Below are 22979 nucleotides of genomic sequence, written 5' to 3' on the forward strand. Positions count from 1 at the left end.
TTGAGATGAACAAAATTACGTTCCTCGGTGCGGGAAGCACCGTTTTTGTCAAAAATGTATTGGGTGACGTCATGATGACCGAAGCACTTCAAGATTTTGAGCTGGCGTTGTTCGATATTGATGCGGAACGCCTAAGCGACTCGGAGCGCTTGCTCACAAGTATGGCACGTTCGATCGGAAGTGGTTGTGCCATCAAAGCCTATACCGACCGCAAGGAAGCACTGCGCGGGGCCAAATATGTGATTAATGCCATTCAAGTAGGCGGATATGATCCATGTACCATTACGGATTTTGAAATTCCGAAGAAATATGGATTGCGTCAGACGATTGCCGATACGCTCGGAATTGGCGGGATTTTCCGTAATTTGCGGACGATTCCGGTGATGCTCGATTTTGCACGGGATATGCAGGAAGTGTGCCCGGATGCGTGGTTCCTCAACTACACCAACCCAATGGCGGTACTGACAAATGTCATGAACGTGCATGGCGGAATTAAAACCGTAGGTCTGTGTCACAGTGTACAGGTGTGTGTGCCGCATCTGTTTGATGCACTGGGGATGGATCAGACGGGTGTGGTCGCGAAAGTTGCGGGTATCAACCATATGGCCTGGCTGCTGGAAGTAACACGGGATGGTCAGGATCTGTATCCGGAGATTAAACGTCTGGCGAAAGAAAAGCAGAAAGAGCAGCATGGCGACATGGTGCGATTCGAGCTGATGCAGCGCTTTGGATACTATGTAACCGAGTCCTCCGAGCATAATGCCGAGTACCATCCTTATTTTATCAAACGAAACTACCCGGAGCTGATCGAACGCTTCAACATTCCGCTGGATGAGTATCCGCGCCGCTGCGTGAATCAGATTGAAGGCTGGAAGGAAATGCGTGAGAAGCTGTTATCCAGCGAAAATATCGAACATACGCGCAGCCGGGAATACGCTTCGCATATTATGGAAGCCATGGAGACCGATCGCCCTTACAAAATTGGCGGTAATGTCATGAATAACGGACTGATTACCAACCTGCCTCGTGAGGCCTGTGTTGAGGTGCCTTGTCTTGTGGATGGATCAGGCATCAGCCCAACGTATATCGGGGACCTGCCTCCGCAACTCGCGGCATTGAACCGCACGAATATTAACACCCAACTGTTGACCATCGAAGCGGCGATTACGGGCAAAAAAGAGCACATCTATCATGCCGCGATGCTTGACCCGCATACAGCTGCCGAGCTTTCCATCGATGATATCGTCTCAATGTGTGATGAATTGATCGAAGCTCATGGGGACTGGTTGCCGAAGTACACGTCATAAGAAATCCATTGTTCGCAATTCTAGAAGCATTAGTCTCCTCTCAACAGGGAGAGGCTGGTGCTTTTTTTGAGCTTTCATCTTGTTTCCCAGCCTAATCCTGAAGCAGAAAACGATATCCGATTCCCGGCTCGGTCTGAATAAAACGTGGACGCGTGGGATCCTCCTGCAATTTTTTGCGCAGATGTCCGACATATACCCGCAAGTAGTGGCTGTCCGACTCATGATGATGTCCTCCCCACACTTGTTGCAGCAGCTGGCGTTGGGTAATAATTTTGCCTGCATGAGTTGCGAGTACTTTCAGCATTTCATACTCGGTTGGTGTTAACTTTACTGGTGATCCATCCAAATCGACCTGTCTCTGGGCCAGATCAATGGTAAGCGGGCCAAAACGCAATACCGGCTCATCCGTAGTTTTGGCCACATGGCGAAGGGCAACCCGAATACGGGCAACGAGCTCGCCCATGCCAAACGGTTTGGTGACATAATCATCTGCTCCGCCATCAAGTGCAGCAATTTTATCCTCTTCGCGTTCCTTTGCAGTCAGTACAATGACTGGTACCTGCGACCATTCCCGGATACGCTGAAGTACATCCATTCCGGACATACCGGGCAAACCCAGATCAAGCACAATCAGATCAGGATGCACAATGCTCGCCTGAATGACCGCTTCTTCGCCGTCGGCGCATTCGTGAATCTCAAATTGGTGCGCCTGAAGCGTAACCTTCAGCAGTTTACGGATTTGCGGTTCATCATCCACAATCAATATGCGCGCGCCTTGTGCCGTCATGTCATTCTTCCTCTCCTTGTCCCATATACGGGAATGATGCTTCGGGTTCCTCTGTGGGCAAACAGATGCATACCCGGGTCCCGCCTCCCGGATTGGGTTCTGCGGTAATCGTACCTCCGTGAACTTCGACAATTCCCCTACAGATGGCAAGCCCGAGTCCCGTACCTGTCACATGCCGTGATGATTCGGATCGATAAAATTTCTCAAATACCCGCTCGCGGTCTGCTTCCGGAATCCCTACACCCGAATCAGCCACCACGATGGTCATTCGTCCATGCGGCCCATCCACCTTCACCGTAATGACGATTTCACTGTCCTCTGGTGAATATTTGATGGCATTGCTGATCACATTGACCAGAACCTGCTCCAGCAAAACCTCATCGCCGGATACAAACGGCGGCTGATCCGGCAGTTCCACCCGAATGCGACGGTGCTGGATGAATTGCTGAACCTGGGTTAACACAATGCCGATCATGTCGCCCACATCGCACCATTTCCTGCGCAGCTGCAACATGCCACTCTCCAGCTTCACCATGCCCAGCAAATTGGTTACCAGCCTGTTCATACGCAGCGCTCCATCCCGGATATTGCCTGTCAGTTCTTTTCGATCCTCCGGGGTAAAAAGAGAATCATTCTCCAGCAAACCTGTCGCTGAACCAATGATGGCCGTAAGGGGTGTGCGCAGCTCATGGGACACCGAATCGAGCAAAGCGGTACGAATTCGTTCCGATTCAGCCGTCACCTGCGCGAGTCTCGCTTCTTCAGCCAGCTTAACACGGGCAATGGCGCTTGCTGCCAGCCCGCCACACGCTTCCAGCAAACGCAGCTCTTCCCGCTGCTCCTGAAGATCGCTGGATTCCAGATTCACAGCGAGCACCCCATGTATCTGGTCTTCTGTACGCAGCGGCACATACAGACCAGACGATTCCCGCAGGCTGGAGGACCCGCGTCCGGCGATTTCGCCATGTTTATACACCCATTTGGCAATAGCGACTTCAGCTTCTCCTTCACCCCAGGCTATTGAATCCGAATCCTCCGAAGAGGAGGTAACCTGAATTTCGCCTTGAGCATTCGGGAGATATATTGCCGCCGGAGCCCCAAGTGTCAGTGACACTTGTCTCACAATGTTTCCCAATAGGGTATGCAAATCTGTAACAGCCGTCATCTGACGGCTTAAAGCATATAGCGAATTCGTCGTAATCTCGCGTTGTTTTACCACCTCAAGCTGCTGCCGCAGGCGCCCCGCCAGACTCGCCGTTAATACTGCCACTGCCAAATACACAATAAAAGAAAACATATATCGCAAATCTTCAACCGTAAAACTGAGAAACGGGGGAACAAAAAAGAAGTCAAAGGCAACAACGCTAAGACTTGCTGCATATATGGCCGGACCCATTCCCCAGTACACAGCGCTGACCAATACCGGAAAAAGATAAATTAGCCCCACGTTAACCAGGTCATCACTAATCCCTATCGCATGAAGCAGAATGGTTAGCAATGTGATTCCAAGGGTTACCCATATATATTTGGGAACACGGTTCAGCTTCAGCCAGACGTCTTCCCCTTTATTTCGTTCAGACACAGCACATCTCACATCCCGCTCAGATCATAATCGTAGTCCGCAACGATCAATACGTCCATATGTCTGGATAACCGCACCAGCCTGCTGACCACCGTTCCCTTTCCACGATAGCCGTTCAGCCACCAGACCCGTTTCGCTTGACCAACCACCAACTGCGTTGCCCTTTCCTCAGAAGCTTTACCCGCCAAAATACCAGGCACATCTCTCAGCCTCTGGCTATGATGAATATGAAATTTACCGCCCAGTCGAACGGTCAGCTGTTCCAGCTCCTCCAACTGGCATTTCACTTCGTCATTCATGACTTGACCTACATGAACATGGTGCACATGCCAGACCGCCTTTAACCGGTAGGCTGTGCGGAATCCGCGACGGATCAGCCGCTCCGCATGCTCATCACTGCTTACACAGACAAAGACCGCCTCCTGTCTGCGCCAGGGACCGCGAAGTGCACTTTTGTGCTCCTGTGATTCAAGCCGTTCATCCACATCATCGGCCAATTCCCGCAGGGCAAGTTCCCGTAAGGCAATCAGATTGCCAATGCGAAAAAAATGACCAAGCGCTTGTTCCACCTTGGCTGCTGCATAGATTTTACCCTCCCGCATGCGTTGCCGCAAGGCTTGAGGGGCCACATCGATAAGTTGGACCTCATCTGCCGTTTGCAAAATCTGATCCGGCACGGTCTCTCGGACCCGAATTCCCGTAATATGTTCCACCGCATCGTTCAGACTTTCCAGATGCTGCACATTCACGGTAGTTATGACAGAGATGCCCGCATCCAACAGGATCTGCACATCTTCGTAACGCTTTTGCCGCAAGCTTCCCGGGACATTTGTATGCGCGAGCTCATCCACCAGTACCACTTCAGGACATAGACGAAGAATCGCTTCTATATCCATTTCCTCGAGCTGCACCCCTTGGTACATCCGCTGCTCTCGTGGGATGATGGATAATTGGCCGATCTGTTCCACCGTCTCCGCCCGATTATGCGTCTCCAGCAGACCAATCCGTACGTCGATGCCTTTGCGGAGCAGATCATTGCCTTCCCGGAGCATCATATAGGTTTTCCCCACACCTGGCGCAGCACCGATGTATACCTTGAACTTACCACGCCGAATCTGACCAATCTGTGCCTTCATCTCCTGCTCACTTAACCTGCGATATGTTGGAGTCTCTGTATCCGGCAATCGGGTCGGAAGTACCCGCTCGCCCTCATGTTGTGCCCGATCGGCTAGCAGAAACAGATCGACACCCCGCACTCTGCGCAGCAAGGAATTAACAAATGATCCCCGCCACAGCTCCTGCCAGCGACTGTGCCGTGAGTGTCCCATAACAATACGGGTAATCTGATGCTGGACTGCGTAGCGTGCAAGTGTAGATGGAATGTTACGGCGGTGTAACACAGGCAATTCCTCAAACTGCCCTCCGAATTTCTCCACAAGTTTGATCATGTTGCGACGAAAAACAGTAGCTTCCTTGGATAGCGGCTGCTTCATATTGCGAAAGGTCACAGCATGCAGATCTCCGTTTAATCTCTTCGCAATCTGTTGTCCCCGCCGAATATAGATGGACCCGTTCCAGTGATATTGGGTGGATACTAAAATGCGTTCCATAATGCCTGTCGTAACCGTAATTCCCATCTCTTCCCGGTGCTCACGCAGTGATTCGTTGACCCCTTCCGCAACAAGTCGAAGAGCCAGTTCACGCAAAATGCCCAAATTGCCATGCCGAAACACCGCTTCACCTTCATGTCCCCGAAGATGTCCCTCCGCAAGGCGGCTTAATACGGTTTCAGGAGTTACATCGATCAGCTTCACTTCATTGGCCAGTTCAAGGGTATCGGCAGGCACGGTATGCTCTGCTGCAATTCCCGTTAGCTGACGTGCAAGCTCCGTATATCCCTCCAGCTCATATACATTCACCGTTGTAATGACACTGATGTTGTGTCGCAGCAAATACTGAATGTCTTCCAGTCGGGTTGCATGACGTGCCCCTTTTCTATTTGTATGAGCAAGCCCGTCAACGAGCACAACCTCCGGATTACGTGCCAGCAGGGCATCCAGATTCAGATCCTTCATCTCCATGCCATCCTTCCAGCGAGACCAGTGAATGCTTGGAATCCGCTCCAACTCGCCGAGCTGCTCCACGGTCTCCGGTCTTCGCATAGTCGACACAGCGCAGATGACCACATCAATCCCCTGGTGGCGCAATGTGTTTCCTTCCCTAAGCATATGATACGTTTTGCCTGAACCGCTGACCGGACCGATATATATCTTCAAGGTGCCCTGCTGCAGCTTCGTGATCATCTTCAAGATGTCTTCCGGGGACTTCCGCTTGAAGCTGTCTTCCATCCTGTTCACTCCCCCAACATAACCTTTACTTAAAATGGAGAAAGCCCCTTCCGAAGCTCGGAAGAAGGCCTGATACGAACAACCAAGGGAAGTTGCATCCCCCGTGGATCTACCCAACTCGATGCCTGTTATTTCAGCTCAGCTGTTAACGCCCGATTCAAAGCGGTCACATTCACACGCGGCTCACCGAATATGCCCAACTGTCGCCCTTGTGTATGTTCCTCCACGATCTTGGCAAGCTCTTGCTCACCAAGGCCCGTTGCCTGGCTAATCCGCGGAATCTGTGCTTTTGCCGCTTCCGGTGACAGATCCGGGTCAAGACCGGAACCGGAACCTGTCACGAGATCTGCAGGAATTTGCTGCATTCCCGGATTCTCTTGCTTGAGCTGAGCTACCTTTTCCTTCATTTCAACAATATACGCCTCCGAGGCCACGGCACGATTGGAACCAGCCGATGCGGTTCCATCATAATTGGCATTCGATGCCCGGGGCTGGAACAGCCCCAGCGACTTTACTTCCTGCGCCAGCAGCGAGGAACCGATGGTTTTCCCGCCTTGTGTGATCAGACTGCCGTTCGCCTGATTCGAGAAGAGCAGCTGTGCCACTCCAGTTGTAACCAGCGGGTAGATAATACCGCAAATCAGCATAAGAACGACAGACAACCGAATGGCGGGCAGTACCTGTTTCATATGAATCACATCCTGAAATTATTATTGTAAAAACTCAACCTATACGTGTTACACTGGTTCACTCCGATTGCAGCACCTTCGTGTAAATCAAGGCTTCTTCTTAAATGTTTAGTTAAATAAGCCCCGACAGCACCAGATCAATCAGCTTAATTCCGATAAACGGTACGATTACACCGCCCACACCATAGATGAACACATTCCGTCCAAGCAGCCGTTCCGCGGACATGGCCCGATATTTCACGCCCCTCATGGCGATTGGAATTAGCAGCGGGATAATGATGGCGTTAAAGATTAGCGCTGACAGAATCGCGGACTGTGGTGAAGCGAGATTCATAATATTCAGTGCCTGGAGCTGCGGCATAGCCAGAATAAACATGGCCGGGATGATAGCGAAATACTTGGCAATGTCATTGGATATCGAAAATGTCGTCAGTGCGCCGCGGGTAATGAGCAGCTGCTTGCCAATGGAGACCACCGACAACAGCTTCGTCGGGTCGGAATCCAGATCGATCATGTTGGCCGCTTCCTTGGCCGCCATGGTGCCCGAATTCATTGCTAGGCCGACATCGGCCTGCGCCAGAGCAGGAGCATCATTGGTGCCATCGCCGGTCATGGCGACGAGCTTGCCCTCCTGCTGCTCTTTTTTGATCGCGGTAATTTTGTCTTCCGGCTTGGCTTCGGCAATAAAATCATCCACGCCCGCTTCCAGCGCAATGGTCGCCGCCGTCAGGGGATTATCCCCTGTACACATGATTGTCTTGATGCCCATGGATCTCATCTCTGCAAACTTCTCTTTCAGCCCCGGCTTTACCGTATCTTTCAGATAGATTACGCCATAAATCTGGTCATCAATCGCAACAGCAAGCGGTGTACCCCCAGCCTTTGCAATTCGGTTAGCTATATCGTCCAAATCGCCGGGTATCCGCCCTCCACGGGAGGAAATATGGCGTTTGATCGCATCCACCGCACCTTTGCGAATTTGCTTCCCACCGCTTAGATTCAGACCCGACATACGGGTCTCTGCGGTGAAGTTCACATGTTCTGCATCTGCATATTCTGTCTCCGCCCAGTTCTCGCCCTGCTTGCCAGCCAATTCAACAACCGAGCGCCCCTCCGGTGTCTCATCGACTACGGAAGCTTGCAGCGCAGCCCGAGTCATCTCCTGTGCAGATACGCCCTGAACAGGAATAAACTCCGAGGCCATGCGGTTGCCGTACGTAATTGTTCCGGTTTTGTCCAGGATTAGCGTGTCAATATCGCCTGCCGCTTCCACCGCTTTACCCGACATGGCGAGTACGTTGAACTGCGTGACCCGGTCCATGCCCGCAATACCGATAGCAGATAACAGCCCGCCGATCGTCGTCGGAATCAGACAGACAAGCAACGCGATAAGGGTAGCCAGATCGAGCCGGATGCCCAGATAGTTCGCCATTGGCACCATGGTCATGATGACAATCAGGAATATCAGGGTCAACACGGCGAGCAGTGTTGTCAGCGCAATTTCATTCGGCGTTTTCTGGCGCTGTGCGCCTTCAACGAGTGAGATCATCCGGTCGAGGAACGACTCTCCCGGATCGGTCTGCACACGCATCACGATATAGTCGGAAGTAACCCGCGTGCCTCCCGTAACGGAGGAGAAGTCACCGCCCGCCTCCTTGATCACGGGAGCGGATTCTCCGGTAATGGCCGACTCGTCGATAGAGGCCAGCCCTTCAATAATCTCACCGTCCGTGGGAATCAGTTCGCCTGCTTCTACACGGACGATATCTCCTTTTTTCAACTGGGTCGAAGAGACTTGCTTGATGGTTCCGTCTTTCTGTACCAGCTTCGCAGTAGTGTCCGATTTCGTCTTGCGCAGCGTATCTGCCTGAGCTTTACCCCTTCCCTCTGCCAGTGCTTCAGCAAAGTTGGCAAACAGCAACGTGAACAACAGGATGAGAAACACCGCGATGTTGTACCCTCGCCCTGCCTCGGATGCAACAAATAGATCTGGATTGATACATAACAGCAATGTGATGAGTGTGCCGACTTCGACGATAAACATCACCGGATTTTTGATCATGACGACCGGGTTCAGCTTCTTGAAGGCATCCAGAGATGCCTGGAGCAGAATGTCCCGACTTAATGTTTTGGTTCTTTTGGGCGTACCGGGATCCACACCCGTACCTCTCGTTCCTTTACCATGGGTCCTGATCGTGCCTCTATCTAATCCTTCCACCGTCTGCTCCTTCTTTCGTTCTACAACATTCATTGTGATAATCCACCTCCGTGCTTTACATCCTTGCTCCTATTCCCATATCCGATCACTGTACCGCTCATCATCGGATCATCGCCAAATGCTCTGCAATCGGTCCAAGCGCCAGTGATGGGAAGAACGTCAATGCACCAACTACCACAATCATCATCACCAGAATACCTGCAAAAAGAGGCGTGTGAGTACGCAGTGTACCCGTTGTTACGGGAACCACCCGTTTGGTAGCTAGTGATCCGGCAATGGCGAGCATCGCGATCATGGAAATGTATCTTCCGAGCAGCATCACCACACCAATGGCGATGTTGTAAAAGTCTGTGTTAGCATTCAGCCCTGCAAACGCCGATCCATTATTGGCAGCCCCTGATGCAAAGGCATATAACACCTCGGTCAGACCATGCATGCCTGAATTCGAAATCGAAGCGACAGATTCAGGACGCATCAGCGCAAGCGCGGTCGGAGCCAGAATAATCAAAGGATGAACAAGCAGCGCGATGGACGCGAGCTTCACTTCCTTACCCTCAATTTTTTTGCCAAGAAATTCAGGGGTCCGCCCAACCATCAACCCACAGATAAACACGGCCAGAATCACATAGAGCAATCCGTTGAGCAAACCTACCCCTTTACCACCGAATACGTTATTGAGCATCATCTCAGCCAGTGCAACCATGCCACCAAGCGGGGTGAGCGACTCATGCATATTGTTCACTGACCCGGTTGTGGCTGCTGTGGTAACCGCTGTGAAGAGCGCCGATTCGGATACCCCAAACCTGACTTCCTTGCCCTCCATATTACCTTGGATTCCCACCGCATCCAGCGCTGGCACACCGCGATATTCCGAAACAAATACCGTGGTCAGCATCACGAGGAAAAGTAAACTCATGGCCGCAAACAGCGTCCAGCCCTGCTTCCGATTGTTTACCATAATGCCGAAGGCATAAACCAGCGCAGTAGGAAGCAGCATCATGCAGACGATATGCACCAGGTTCGACAACGCCGTGGGGTTCTCAAATGGATGCGCTGCATTGGTTCCGAACCAGCCTCCACCATTGGTACCCAAGTGTTTAATCGACTCCAGCGAAGCGACCAGCCCGCGGCTAATCGTCTGATGCGCCCCATCCAGCGTGGTAGCGTTCACCGCTCCTGCCAGTGTCTGCGGCACACCCTGGAATACGAGGAACAACGCCACAATGAAGCTCAGCGGCAAAAAGATTCTCGTAATCGACCGTACCACGTCGACGTAAAAGTTCCCCAGTTCATCCCGTCGGCCCACCAGGCCGCGAATGAATGCAATAGCGACCGCGAAGCCGGTCGCGGCTGAGGTGAACATCGGAAACGTCACTGCCAGCATCTGTGACAGATACGACAGGGCGTTCTCGCCCGTGTAAGACTGCCAGTTCGTGTTGGTCATGAACGATGCAGCTGTATTAAAGGCCTGTGCCGCAGGCATATTGCCGATGCCATCCGGGTTGAGCGGCAAATATTTTTGCAGCCGCAGCACCAGAAACATCAATAACAACATGACGAAGTTCGAAATGAGCACGGCCGACAGGTACTTTTTCCAACCCATCGACTCGTTCTCCTTCACCCCCATCAATCGATACAGCAATCGCTCAGGCCCGCCAAATATCCGATCCAGTCCTGTTCGCTTGCCGTCAAACACCTTCACCAGATAACTCCCCACTGGCTTCACCAGCAGTATGATGATCAGCAGCGTCACCGCCACTTGTAATAAACCGCTACTCATATCCGCATTTCCTCCCTAAAATCGACGATCCGTGTGCTTCTGGTTTCATGCCCCAAGCGACCATCAGAATTTCTCCGGCCTCACCAGCACGTAACCAAGATAGACTACCAGTGCGAGCACAATCATGCCGATGACGATCATACGGCTTCTCCCCTTTCATGCCCTAAGCATTCATGCTTTCTCACAAAACTTTACAAATCCCCAGAACACCACAAACAACAGCACAACCAGCCCAATTATCGTGGCATCATTCACCATGTGCTCCCCTCCCTCTCTCTACCGTTCTTGCAACCTTCTACATATGAAATCGTAATACGAAACGCTGTAAAAAGGGGGTAAAGAATACCTGCCAGGGTGTAAAAAAAGCGTAAAAAAAACGCTCCCCTCAGCGATCAGCTGAAGGAAACGGGTCTATGTATATTGGGTGCCCTTCATCCAAACGGATTCTGGGCCCATTGCAGCAGTCTCTTCCGGGTAATTTTCCCGTGTGACGTATGTTGAATGACTTGGCCGCTGTCCAGCAGCAGAACTTGAGGCGATTCATGGTGAACCTCGGTATCTTCCGCAATGCGGCGGGAAAGCGAGCGGCTTTCGATGACTTTGACGATCCGGTACTCTATCTTCTGTGCGGGATCTGAGGCATTCGAGCCAACAAACGCCATAAACTCCCTGTATGCTCTCGCACTGGTTGGACAAGTCGTACTGTGTTTCAGCAGCAGCACCGGATGATCCTGCGACCGCTCAAGCACCTCTTCCCATTCCTCCGGCTTATGCAATTCCTTGACATGTTCACTCAGCATATCATCGAGCCCTGAGCCTGCACGTTTGCTAACGACAGATCCAACCACGACGCCCAATGCCACACCAAAGGCAATCCCCAGGGCGATCTGGTTCGTAGCCACACCAATACTCGTTCCAATGGCAATACCCACCCCAAGCCAAAGAGTTTGAGGATTCGCTTTTTTATCCATGGAGATCATCCTCCTTGAAGATATTTTATAAAAAATATTAACTTTAATGTAGGAAAAGTCACTCATTTGCCTGTATAAAATGGCTATGGTAACATAAGAATAGACAACAAGGAGAGGTAAAACCCTCTCACGGCGCGCGTCTGTTCAGATGCAGAGCAAATCCCACCGCAGGCGGTCAACCTGTTTAACGGTGGGTTTTTGTTTATGTGTTCTAACGGTAATTTTCACCCGTTGTCTACCGAAAATTATACCATAGGCGCCTTCGCAGGCGCTTTTATATTCCTCATCGAAGGGTCCACTTTTGTGATACACTGAGTGTAATTTGGCAACGATGAACATGAAGATATGATTGGAAAGGCGGAAATTCGTTATGGCATATGCTTTTATGATCGAACCGCAGTATTATACCGCTTTGGAGAACGAAGACGAGTTGATTGAGAAGTGCCAGGAATGGGGATTGCTTTCGGAAAAAGCAACGAAGGTAAAAACGTTCTATTATAAAGGGAATGGGTTGAATATGCCCTGCACCATCGTTGGCTTTGTCGATCATATGGCAGCAGTCATTCAATTGGACAATGAACAGAAACACTGCATTCATCCGTCTTATCTGAAAGAAATGCAGGCTTCTGGCTATAATGTGAAAAATCTGGTCGGAGCAGGCACGGCAAAGGACAAATCTAATGAACCAGTCGCTACAACCAACTTAGAAGAGCTCCCTAGCTCTGATACTGCACAAGATCCTGTTACTGATTCCTATTCGGATAAGATTCCATCCGGTATGAGTGACTTCGATTCGGAACTGGATATGTACACGGATGAAGATGATACCTCCTCTGCTTTAAAAGGCGACCCTGACGGTCTGGTGGAAGCGTATGTTGGACCCGCTAACGCAACAAGCAGCGCTGCTAAACCGAAGGCGAAAACCGCAGGTAAAACCAAGTCGATCAAGATTGAGCTGCCGGAGGGTAAAGTGAAAATGTCCGCTGTCGTGAAGGAATTTACGACCGTGCCGAACCACTTTTCCGACAATGATGATGAAGTCATTATCTATGAAGCCGTTACGATCACCGAGCCCGAGGTTGTTGACGTTGGCGAAGCCTGGTCTAGCCACAGTGCCACGATCAAGAAGCAGGAGCTTGAGGTTGGTGATGTGCTTACTTTTGAAGCAAAGATTATCAAGAAAAAGCTGGCCAAAAACCCTGTTCCCTACAAAATCAACAACCCTTCCAAGATCCAGAAAGAAGTCTAATTTTCAGATTAGCAAGTATACACACTCCTTGCAGGAGTCACAAAAAAACCTCCAGACACGGTACTCATGTCCTGGAGGTTTTGTAGTTTGATCTTATATGGCCGAGACGCTATCTCGCAATTTACTGATGGTTGGCTGCAACACAGCTGATCTGGAACTGAACGCCAAATTTATCGATAACCATGCCGTAGGCCGGACTCCAAAATGTTTCCTGTATCGGCATCTTCACTTCTCCGCCGTCCTGCAATTGATTAAAAATGGATTTGGCTTCATCCGGGGTATCCGTATTCACCGTGACATTCACATGGTTACCCACGATATGCGGCATGCCAGGGAATGTATCGGATAACATCAGTACAGAACTGCCAATCTGCAAGGAAGCATGCATGATACGGTCTTTCGCTTCGGGCGGTACGGGGTGGTCTGGGTTGGAAGGACCGTCGCCAAACGTTTGGAGAGCCAACACTTCTGCTCCAAATGCTTTTTTATAAAATTCCACTGCTTCACGTCCATTACCATCCGTTACAAGATACACATTCAAGCTAATCGCCATTCGTGCTTCATCTCCTTGATATCATGTAATTGAACCATTCCTGCTACTTGCGACATGAGTATAAACGAACAGGTTGTCCGTTGACAAGAAGGTATTTCCACAAGCTTCTCTATGAACCATGTTTTCTTCAAAAAGAGCTCTGACCACATCTTGTAACGGTGCTGGGTTGATCATCGTCGTTCATTGATAGGTTTGTCCTCTAATCCTTATTTTAACCCCGGTGTCTTCTCAAAAAAAAAACCACTCTCCCGAATCCTGTCGGTAAAATGGCTGCGGTCGATCCTATGAGGTTATCGCGTTTTTACGATGCTATCTATTTCACTTTTCAACAAGAGGTATCGATGAACACTTCTCATGATAGGGACCTTAGTTAGTTTATTCTTGTCTACATAAAGTTTCATCTGGTCTTTGGTCAGACCGAGCAAACTCCCTGCTTCAGATACCGTCAATACAACCTCGGGATTCGTAGCATTAAACGTTTTTTTCACTTTCTGATTCCAGTCCTCGAATACCTGCATAGATCAGCGACCTCTCCCATCCATAGCCAGTTATTTTCCAGGCTGAATATATCTATTATACCATACTTGTGATGTTCGTAACTTAATCGTTATGGAGATCCAATTTATGTTAGTAATTCAGGCTTCGCGACCAAACACCTCGAACTGGCTTAATGCCGGGAATGGCGAGGGACCTTCGGCTGAATTGCGATGGTTTGTGGTTTATGGGTTTGGATGAAACTGGCCTGCTCGGAGCTGCCATCGGAAAAGGTAAGAGTCACCCGCTCCCAGAAGTTGTCGTGGGGAAAGTCTGCACGCAGGGTCAGGACTACTTTGTTGATAGATACCTTGCGTCCAAAGTTGACTGTTATGGCAGCATCATCTCGCTGGTTGATCCCCCACGATTCATAAGGCCACTCGCCATGTGAATTGTTGGCGCTATTGCCATTGATGCGTTCCGTGCAGGTACATGATCACCAAGGTCGCTGATGCCAGAAAAACACATAGCGGCGAGAACAGGATGCTATCCCATTTTGCAAACATCGTCCCCTTCTTTCTCTTAAAAAAACCAACCCATCTAAAATCTCCTACGGCACGGATCATAAACACAATGGACAAGCCCCATGCACCATAGGGCAATAGAGAATAGGAGAACAGCACTCGCACCACTCCGCCCAGCTCCAGAACGAACCATGCCGCCAAAGCCAGCAGCAATGCGATAACAGATGTACCGATCTTCCCGGGCTCAAAGAGTCTGTCTTTACCCGTGTGTGGGATGGTCGCTTCAAGTCCCCACGTTCCTCCAAGCGCCCAATAGACATGCAAACCACTCAATATTGCAAAAATGATACCCACCGTCCAAGTCAGAATCCCCAACATGTCACTCTTCCCCCTTAACTGAAAATCCATTCCTTGCAAATCAGTTCAACATGTCGCTGGATATCTTCATCCTTTAACTTCTCCTGCTTATGGCGCTCATACCAACCCAAGTAATAGTGGTACAACATCCATGATTTCTGAAAGGCCTGCTCAGGGTGCATTCCTTTTTGGATCAGCAGTTGCTTCATAAACTCCATTCTCAGCTGCTCCACTTCATTCAGGATCACCCGATAGGCCTCATCCTTCAACGACAGCTTTCGCAGATAAAAAAGAAAATCTCCCCGCTGGGTTGTTCCAAACATCCGGTTCAGCACTTCAACAATTTGCTCATCTGCGGTCGCATGGACATTGGAATCCGCAATTACCTGCCGGGTGGTGCGTTCTTTCCACGTCTCAATAAGCTGTTGAATGAAGCTGGCGCGGCTGCTGAAATACCAATAAAAGCTGCTTTTGCTGCATCCCAAAGAAACTGCCATTTTCTCTATGACGAGCTCTTCTACTCCGCCTTGTTCAAATCGTTCAATACCTTGCTGGACCCACTGTTCCTCAGTGACGATAGTTTTGGGCATCCTCATGCTCTCCTCTTCTGTACGATACCGTCTAGATAATTCTGATATTACAATGATTTTTAAAAGATGTACATATCTTTACTTTTGCATAAAAGAAAAACCACCTTATTGATAAGGTGGCCCAGCGGGTTGCAGATGTATTATGGTTAATTAAATGAGGACGTACTAGACAAGCCTACTTATATTTATTCGCATTTCAGATAAACTGACCCTACGCCTCTTCCCAGAACCGACGCAGGTTATTCATGGCGATTTTGGACGCTGACTTGCATTCCTCCATACCTTCGAACTCCACCGTAATGTTACCATCATAACCAGAGTCTTTAATCAGCCTCACAATTTTGCGGATTGGAATATCCCCTTGCCCAACAATGGCACCGCGCAGGAAGTTGCCGTAAGCGGTTGTGAACCATTCCCCTTCGCCCGGATGCTCATCATAAGGGCGGAAATAAAAGTCTTTGAAGTGGACCAGAGAAGCGTACGGCAGATTTTTCATGACCCCGATAATCGGATTCTCATCCACACACATGAAGTTGCCAATATCGAGTGTCGTTTTGAAGTTGGGGCGATCTACGGCATGAAGCACACGCTGCACACGGTCACTGGCCTGCACACTGAAGCCGTGATTCTCAATGGTTGTTGTAATGCCAAACTGTGCAGCATAATCAGCAATGATCTGGCTTCCCTTCACCATCAGCGGCAGATTTTCCTCAAACCAGGCAATGGTCATTTTCTCCTTAGGCAAAGTAAACGCCGTTATGTCATGCCGCATATGCTTTACACCCATCCGGTGTACAACATCGACATGTCTTTTGACCCGAGCCATCTCTTCTTCAAAAGCTTCTTCCGTCTCCTGCACGAAATTCGCAGGCATTGAATAGTTGGACAGCTCAATACCCGCAGAAGCAGCTCGCTCCCGAATGGCGTCGGCGAGATCAGGATTGTCCTCCACGGTGTAGCCATACGGAACCATCTCCATATGCTCGCCACCATTTGCAGCAATCCAGTCGATGATATCCAGAACCGTCATTTCACCCGAATTCAGATCGTTCAACAAGCTATACGTACTCAGGCCCACTTTCATCTGCTCAGCTCCCTATCGGTATTGTTGGATAAACTTAACCGCTTTGCGAATGTCCTGCTCCGGCTGGTCGCCTACCTCGCGTTCAATCGTCAGATAACCTTTGTAGCCGATATCCCGAAGGGCTGCAAAATATCCGTCAAAATCCACACTGCCCTCGCCCAGCGGCACCTCACGGAAGAACGTTCCTGAAGAGACCATTTCGGCAATTTTCTCATGATCCATAGGCGCGTATCCCACTGCACCGTATACGTCCCTCGGGTCTACTTCCTTCAAGCGCACACCATCTTTCACATGGGTATGCACAATATAATCCTTGAGCAGATGAACCCCCCGTGCAGGGTCATCCCCGGTAACCATCACCATATTTGCCGGATCAAAATTCACCGAAACCCCGTTGGTGGACAGGGTATCCAGAAATCCTTTCAAGTCTGCGGCGGTTTCCGGTCCCGTCTCAATCGCGAAGTACGCCCCTGCGCTTTTGGCGTATTGACCCAACTCCTCACATGCAGCATGCAGTGTGGCATACACTTCGGAGGAGGGATCGTGTGGAACAATACCGATATGTGTTGTGACGATATTCGTGCCCAGATCAAGAGCAAGATCCACGATGCGCTTGGACTTCTCTACTTTCCACGGATTATCTTCCTTGACCTGAAACCCGTGACCGCCCAAATCGCCGACCAGGGCAGAAATTTCAAGACCGAGAGAATCGATATAACTTTTCAACTCCTTGCGAGCTGCCGGAGAGAGAGTTGCGGGGTCCATCTCTCCATGGACTGCATAGATCTGTACGCCTTCTGCACCTACATCCTTCGCTTTGCTTAACCCTTCACGTACACCTACACCAAAGCTATCTACGATAACGCCAATCTTGTTTGTTAATTTCATGCCATACCCTCCCGTTAAATCGGTATTTGATTTTCCATTCCTGGTGCGCTTTCATAATGAATGGAATACTCTATTAAATTTTCGACCCCTTCCCGGTCACTCCTTTTTCTCAGATCATTTCTTATCCGGTTCCCTGAGTCTAATCTGCTGAAACCAGCTTCACGGTTTGAATTTCATATGGCTTGAACGTCAACTCAAACTTCCCTTCATGACAAGCTAGTGTCCTGATTTCATCCTCCAGCAGATTGACCACAGATGTCTGTATACGTTCGTCAGCCCACTGAACCTGGACCGTCTCTCTTCCACCAGATGACTCATAGAAACGAAGTACCGTTCCCGTGCCGTCTTCGGAAGCCTTGATTGTATCCAGAATGACATGTTCACTATGGAAATGAACCCAGCTATGTTCTGCCGGCAATATGCCAGAGTGTCGTTCACTCGCAACAACCCGAACCGGATGGTTCAGTTCCATCGCCCGGCGTACCACACCCGCTTCCCGCCAGTCTCCCTGATGCGGAAGCAGAGAGTAAGTGAATTCATGCTCACCCTGGTCAGCATGTTCATCCGGCCATTTGGGAGCACGGAGCAGGGAAAGACGGATCGTCTGATCCTTGATGTCGTATCCATACTTGCAATCGTTCAGCAGGCTTACACCACTGTTGCCCTCTGAGATATCCGCCCAGCGGTGACCACACACTTCAAACTGGGCCTGCTCCCAGCTGGTGTTGTTATGGGTTGGCCGCTCCAGTGCACCAAACGGAATTTCGTAGGCTGCTTTGGCAGATACCAGATCAACGGGAAACGCTACTTTGAGCAGCTTATGGCTTTCGGCCCAGTTCACCTTTGTCCTGAAATCAACACGTCGCTGATGACGATACAGGATGATGTCCTGGTGAATCTCCGAGTCGTTTAACTTCCAATGAAACCGAAGAACATCCTGCGTTACTCCATGCTGTACTACCTCTCTGGAAATCAGCTCTGCCACTCCTGCACGATGCGATTCAAACCGCGGATCAATATCCCAAGCGTCCCAATACGTTGGCCTGTCATGGAAAAACTGTAACTCGTTCGCTTTATCACCCGGCTTCAGCCACTCGCGTTGGATGGACTTGTCATACCATCTGGTGATCTCGCCTACATCGTTGAATTCAAGCGTGTAAAATTTCGTTTCCCAGACAGAAGGGAGGGATTCATCCTGCTTCAATGTAGGAAGACTGACATCCGGTTCCTGGCGTAGCCATAACGTTGTATATCCAAAGGCCGGAATGGATGGGACATAGACCGACAAGGTCAACACGTCTCCATTATGCTCAAAATCACTCGCCAGACGATTACCCTCATGGTCAAATGCCGTTATACCGCTCAATTTATGGTCGCCTGTAATAGTAACGACTTCTCCGCGTTCCCACCCTAGACTATTAAATACAATATAGGGCAGACCCTCGAAGCCATCTGTCGTAATGCGGTCCTCAATACTGCCAAGGGGATCTTCCATAGCCGATGTCCCCAGAGCAAATACTTTCGTATACTCTTCCATAGATGTTACGTATACTTCGGGAATGGACGTCCCCGGGATAATGTCATGAAATTGGTTAAGCATGATCAGCTTCCAGCCTTCATCCAGATCTTTCCTCGCCTGCCCTGCTTCAACTCCGGCAAACTGCCCCCAGATTTCCGCTTCGCGATACAGTACTTCCGCCTTCCGATTGCTTCGTTTGTTGCGCGCATGCGTTGTATAAGTGCCTCGGTGCAGTTCCAGATATAAGTCGCCATGCCATTTCGGCAGCTTAGGGTTGTTGATCGAAATCTCTTCGAAAAACGCGCCTGCTGTACTGAAATTGCTGATGGGCTGCCCAACCATGAAATGGGATCGCTCCGCGAACGCAACCATTTCAGTTGTTACCCCACCTCCACCATCGCCATGTCCGTAAAGGAGCATTTGCTCGGGATGTACATCCTTCTGCTTATAGGATTGCCAGTGCTCATCGACATCTTTGGGCCGGGTATGCTCATTCACTCCATGATTGAGATACGCAAGCACCGAGGTGCCGTCAATACCCACCCAGTGGAACAGATCATACGGAAAAACGTTGGTATCATTCCAATTGAGCTTGGTCGTCATAAAATAAGGAATGTCAGCCAGCTTGAGCAGTTGTGGCAGCGAAGCACAGTAGCCAAAAGTATCCGGAAGCCACTCGATGCTCGAACGCTTGCCGAACTCCTCCTGATAGAAGTTCTGCCCGTACAAGATCTGCCTCACAAGCGACTCGCCACTCGGAATGTTCAGATCCGGCTCTACCCACATGCCACCCACCAGCTCCCAGCGGCCTTCGGCAATCCGGGCTTTGACTCGTTCGTACAGCTCAGGATAATGCTCCTTTACGAATGCATACAGCTGCGGTTGACTCTGTGAATACACGAACTCCGGATACTCATCCATTAAGGTACACATTGTGGAGAAGGTACGGCTGGACTTGCGCACGGTCTCACGCACAGGCCACAGCCAGGCGATATCAATATGGGACTGTCCAACCAGATGCATGAATCCGTCCCGGTACTCTTCCGGGTCCTCCTCCTGTACCGACTGTGCGAGCCATTCTTCCAAATGCTGTACCCAAGCCGCTTCACTCCAGCGACCCGGCTCATTGTACATCTTGTCCATCACCTGATGAATATCCCGGACAAGACGGGTACGTTTTAAATCTTTCTCCGGCAATGCTCGGAGTGATTCTGCAAGTACCGTAATGCTATACATCAGACTCTGTAGAGGCGAATTAACACGAACCAAAGCGGATCGGATGCCCTGAATTGGCGGCTGAATGACCGCCTGTCGATTCAAGGGGTCATGTGGTTCCGGCATGGGATCATATAGCTCAATCTCCAGCAAAGGTGTAGTTCCCACACGGTTCTTCGGCAACGGTACATACCAATGATTGCGGTCCAGTCCGTGATAAGGCATGCCATTTACCTTCAGCAGCCCTTCACCCCCGGCCTCAAAGATCAATCCGACCGCATCTTCCTCCCAATTGGCCGGAATCTCTACGGTTTTGCTTAGAAAGTAAGTCGTTCCATGGTTGCTATGGAGCGGATTCAAGCTTGGAACAGCCGCATTCTCCTGATCATACTCGTATTCCCCTGGCCGGATATACTTGGCTTTCTGCATCTGCCACTGCGGAAGCTCAATGGTATCAAGCCATTGCTGCTGAGTCAGATCCTGAATGAATCTCTGAATTCGAATCATACCTCCACCCCCACCTTCTGGATGTGTAAACTACAAGCAGTCCAGTCTCTGGAGCTGCTGCCCACCATCAGTCTGAATTCACCTGGCTCCACAACAGGCTGAAGACGGGAGTCGATCAGCTCCAGATGTTCTTTTTGCACAGGGAACGTCACCGTCCGGGTCTGTCCCGGCTCCAGATGAATTTTACGAAATCCCTTCAGTGAAATTTCGGCCCGGGTGACCGAAGCCGATACATCCGTAATATACAGCTGCACAACCTCATTTCCCGCAACCGCTCCCGTATTCGTGACCTCCACCTGCACCTCTGCTTCATCGTCTGGTCCAATCACTTCCGGCACAACTCTTACATTCTCGTACTTGAATTCCGTATAACTCAGCCCAAAGCCGAACGGATATTGTGGTACCAGATCGGTCTCCAGATATCGCTTGCCCCGGGTGCGTTTGGCATTGTAGCTGACCGGAAGCTGCCCTACATGCTTGGGAATAGAGACGGTAAGGCGACCAGATGGATTCACATCACCGAACAGAATATCTGCAATGGCGTTGCCTCCCTCCTGCCCCGGGTACCACGCTTCCACAATGGCATGGGCATGCTCATCAATCCAGGGTTCGGCAATAGGCCGTCCGTTAATATATACGACAATAACCGGTTTCCCCAGCTTATGTACTTCCTGCACCAGTTCCAATTGAACACCCATCAGATTCAGGGATGACCGGTCAATGCCCTCGCCGCACTCCATATCGTTCCATGGATCATCCGTAACAACGGATGCCCCCGTTCGCAAATCAATGGTCCCTTCACCAAAATCACGGCTACTCGATCCTCCCATCACCATAACGATGGTATCTGCTTCTTCAGCACAGGCGAGCGCTTGCGCAAAGCCCTCCCTGGAATCCCCTTTGATCCGGCAGCCCGGTGCGTACAGCACCTTTCCGGTGTCAGCACCAAGCTTGCGCGTAATCCCATCCAGCACCGTAACGATCTGTCCTCTCGGCTGCGGCGAGGTGTAGTCACCAAGCTGGTTGTAGACATGATTCGCATTCGGGCCAATGACCGCCAGTTTTGTACCTGTTTTGCTGAGCGGAAGGGTGTTGTCTTCATTTTTGAGCAAAATGATTCCCTCTTGCGCCACTTGCCTCGCTAACCGAATATGATCTTCACATCCGATTACCTGCTCTGCAAAGTCAGGATCAACGAAGGGTTGTTCGAATAAGCCCAGTCTAAACTTCATCTCCAGCACCCGCCTTACCGCTGTATCAAGCTCCTGCTCTCCGATTAACCCTTGCTCCAGGGCCTGCCCGAGATGCTTTCGGTACATATACCCGGACATTTCCATGTCCACACCTGCCTTAAGTGACTGAGCGGCGGCCTGCTCCCCTGTCTCAGCGGTGTTGTGTCCATTGACGAGCATCTGTATTGCACCAAAATCAGTAATGACAAATCCGTCAAAGCCCCATTGCTCGCGCAGGAGATCATTCAGCAGATACGAACTTGACGTACAAGGCACACCGTCAATTTCGTTATACGCTGTCATGACAGAACATGCTCCGGCTTCCACCGCTTTCTTGAACGGCAGCAGATCCACCTCGTGGAGCTCACGCAGTCCCATATGGACAGGGGCCGCATTGCGTCCCCCCTCGGAGCTGCCATAGGCCGCAAAATGTTTGAGTGTCGCCACAATCGTCCGGTTGGAATCGAGCCGGTCACCCTGCAAGCCTTTTATCGCTTCAACCGCCAATTCACCAATCAGGTATGGATCTTCGGCAAAACATTCCTCCGTCCGTCCCCATCTCGGGTCCCGCACCACATCGAGTACAGGCGAATACGTTGCCGCTCCCCCTTGACTCCGAGTCTCCACAGCAATCGCTTCGCACATCTTGCGGTACAATTCCATGTTCCAGGCACTTCCTACCGCTAGCGGCACCGGGAATACGGTTGCCCCAATGGCCATATGACCGTGAGAGCACTCTTCCCCGAACAAAATGGGAATCCCCAGCCGGGAGTTCTCCATGGCATACCGCTGAATTTCATTGGTGGCAACAGCTCCCTGTCTAGGCGTCAGGCCAGTCTCCAGCGTCACTTCCGTCCAGGGATCAGCCCGAAGTGCTCCATACAACGACCCGATCCCGCCCTCTGCGATGTCCTTTTTAAACTCATCCGTAACCTGAACCGTACCATTTGCTTCCTTAACATAAGTTTTCCACCCCATGGGCTGAATCAGCTGTCCTATCTTTTCCTCCGTTGTCAAGCGTCCGAGCAGGTCTCGGGTCCGCTCCTGAATGGGAAGCGAAGCATCTTTATAGTCCATATGCACATTCTCCTTATGAGTTAAGCTT

Annotated in this window: 18 protein-coding genes; 2 read left to right on the forward strand and 16 right to left on the reverse strand. The window is 50.5% G+C overall.

From position 1 onward, the window contains the following. The first annotated feature begins 5 nt into the window (after positions 1-5). Positions 6-1307, forward strand: a complete 1302-nt coding sequence (gene melA / locus ACFVQB_RS30990) for an alpha-glucosidase/alpha-galactosidase (RefSeq protein WP_379448579.1) — start codon at positions 6-8, stop codon at positions 1305-1307. Between the two features lie 91 nt (positions 1308-1398). Here melA and ACFVQB_RS30995 read toward each other — a convergent pair whose 3' ends face one another. The 8 genes from ACFVQB_RS30995 to ytxJ form a co-directional block, all read right to left on the reverse strand. Next, entirely contained in the window at positions 1399-2094 is a 696-nt protein-coding gene (locus ACFVQB_RS30995) for a response regulator (protein WP_379448581.1), read from the reverse strand. 1 nt (position 2095) lies between these two features. Next, positions 2096-3676 carry an ATP-binding protein gene (locus tag ACFVQB_RS31000; protein ID WP_379448584.1) on the reverse strand — a complete coding sequence of 527 codons (1581 nt, stop codon included), beginning with the start codon at positions 3674-3676 and terminating at the stop codon, positions 2096-2098. An 8-nt stretch (positions 3677-3684) separates the two neighbouring features. Further along, complete coding sequence (locus tag ACFVQB_RS31005; RefSeq protein ID WP_379448586.1) at positions 3685-6024, reverse strand: histidine kinase; 2340 nt, start codon at positions 6022-6024, stop codon at positions 3685-3687. A 128-nt stretch (positions 6025-6152) separates the two neighbouring features. Continuing rightward, positions 6153-6713, reverse strand: coding sequence for a potassium-transporting ATPase subunit KdpC (gene kdpC, locus ACFVQB_RS31010; RefSeq protein ID WP_379448588.1), 561 nt, complete (start codon positions 6711-6713; stop codon positions 6153-6155). A 112-nt stretch (positions 6714-6825) separates the two neighbouring features. After that, complete coding sequence (gene kdpB / locus ACFVQB_RS31015) at positions 6826-8964, reverse strand: potassium-transporting ATPase subunit KdpB (protein WP_379448591.1); 2139 nt, start codon at positions 8962-8964, stop codon at positions 6826-6828. 67 nt (positions 8965-9031) lie between these two features. After that, a complete protein-coding gene (gene kdpA / locus ACFVQB_RS31020) occupies positions 9032-10711 on the reverse strand; it encodes a potassium-transporting ATPase subunit KdpA (protein WP_379448593.1) in 1680 nt (559 codons plus the stop codon). Between the two features lie 63 nt (positions 10712-10774). Beyond that, positions 10775-10852: a potassium-transporting ATPase subunit F gene (locus ACFVQB_RS31025; RefSeq protein ID WP_072735816.1), complete on the reverse strand. Its 78-nt coding sequence runs from the start codon at positions 10850-10852 to the stop codon at positions 10775-10777. A gap of 290 nt (positions 10853-11142) precedes the next feature. Next, positions 11143-11682 carry a bacillithiol system redox-active protein YtxJ gene (ytxJ, locus tag ACFVQB_RS31030; RefSeq protein WP_379448596.1) on the reverse strand — a complete coding sequence of 180 codons (540 nt, stop codon included), beginning with the start codon at positions 11680-11682 and terminating at the stop codon, positions 11143-11145. 370 nt (positions 11683-12052) lie between these two features. Here ytxJ and ACFVQB_RS31035 point away from each other — a divergent pair, with 370 nt between their 5' ends. Beyond that, complete coding sequence (locus ACFVQB_RS31035; RefSeq protein ID WP_379448597.1) at positions 12053-12931, forward strand: hypothetical protein; 879 nt, start codon at positions 12053-12055, stop codon at positions 12929-12931. A gap of 121 nt (positions 12932-13052) precedes the next feature. Here the strand turns inward: ACFVQB_RS31035 and ACFVQB_RS31040 are convergent, their stop codons facing one another. The 8 genes from ACFVQB_RS31040 to ACFVQB_RS31075 all read right to left on the reverse strand — a co-directional run bounded on the left by ACFVQB_RS31040 (position 13053) and on the right by ACFVQB_RS31075 (position 22951). After that, on the reverse strand, positions 13053-13484 hold the full coding sequence (locus ACFVQB_RS31040; protein WP_379448598.1) for a VOC family protein: 432 nt from the start codon (positions 13482-13484) through the stop codon (positions 13053-13055). A gap of 290 nt (positions 13485-13774) precedes the next feature. Beyond that, positions 13775-14002, reverse strand: a complete 228-nt coding sequence (locus ACFVQB_RS31045; RefSeq protein ID WP_053782996.1) for a hypothetical protein — start codon at positions 14000-14002, stop codon at positions 13775-13777. A gap of 417 nt (positions 14003-14419) precedes the next feature. Further along, the gene (locus ACFVQB_RS31050; protein WP_379448604.1) at positions 14420-14860 is read right to left on the reverse strand and encodes a DUF3995 domain-containing protein; all 441 of its coding nucleotides are present in this window, start codon (positions 14858-14860) and stop codon (positions 14420-14422) included. Positions 14861-14874: 14 nt separating this feature from the next. Further along, positions 14875-15429 (reverse strand): TetR/AcrR family transcriptional regulator, encoded by a 555-nt coding sequence (locus ACFVQB_RS31055; RefSeq protein ID WP_379448607.1) that lies wholly within the window; start codon positions 15427-15429, stop codon positions 14875-14877. A gap of 211 nt (positions 15430-15640) precedes the next feature. Continuing rightward, positions 15641-16513, reverse strand: coding sequence for a sugar phosphate isomerase/epimerase family protein (locus ACFVQB_RS31060; RefSeq protein ID WP_379448609.1), 873 nt, complete (start codon positions 16511-16513; stop codon positions 15641-15643). Between the two features lie 12 nt (positions 16514-16525). Then, entirely contained in the window at positions 16526-17401 is an 876-nt protein-coding gene (locus tag ACFVQB_RS31065) for a sugar phosphate isomerase/epimerase family protein (protein ID WP_379448612.1), read from the reverse strand. A 139-nt stretch (positions 17402-17540) separates the two neighbouring features. Beyond that, the gene (locus tag ACFVQB_RS31070) at positions 17541-20642 is read right to left on the reverse strand and encodes an alpha-mannosidase (protein WP_379448616.1); all 3102 of its coding nucleotides are present in this window, start codon (positions 20640-20642) and stop codon (positions 17541-17543) included. Continuing rightward, positions 20639-22951 (reverse strand): glycoside hydrolase family 3 N-terminal domain-containing protein, encoded by a 2313-nt coding sequence (locus ACFVQB_RS31075; protein WP_379448619.1) that lies wholly within the window; start codon positions 22949-22951, stop codon positions 20639-20641. Before ACFVQB_RS31075 ends, ACFVQB_RS31070 begins: the two co-directional genes overlap by 4 nt. Between the last annotated feature and the right edge of the window lie 28 nt (positions 22952-22979).

It is taken from the genome of Paenibacillus sp. NPDC057886, assembly GCF_042796655.1.
Lineage (GTDB): Bacteria > Bacillota > Bacilli > Paenibacillales > Paenibacillaceae > Paenibacillus.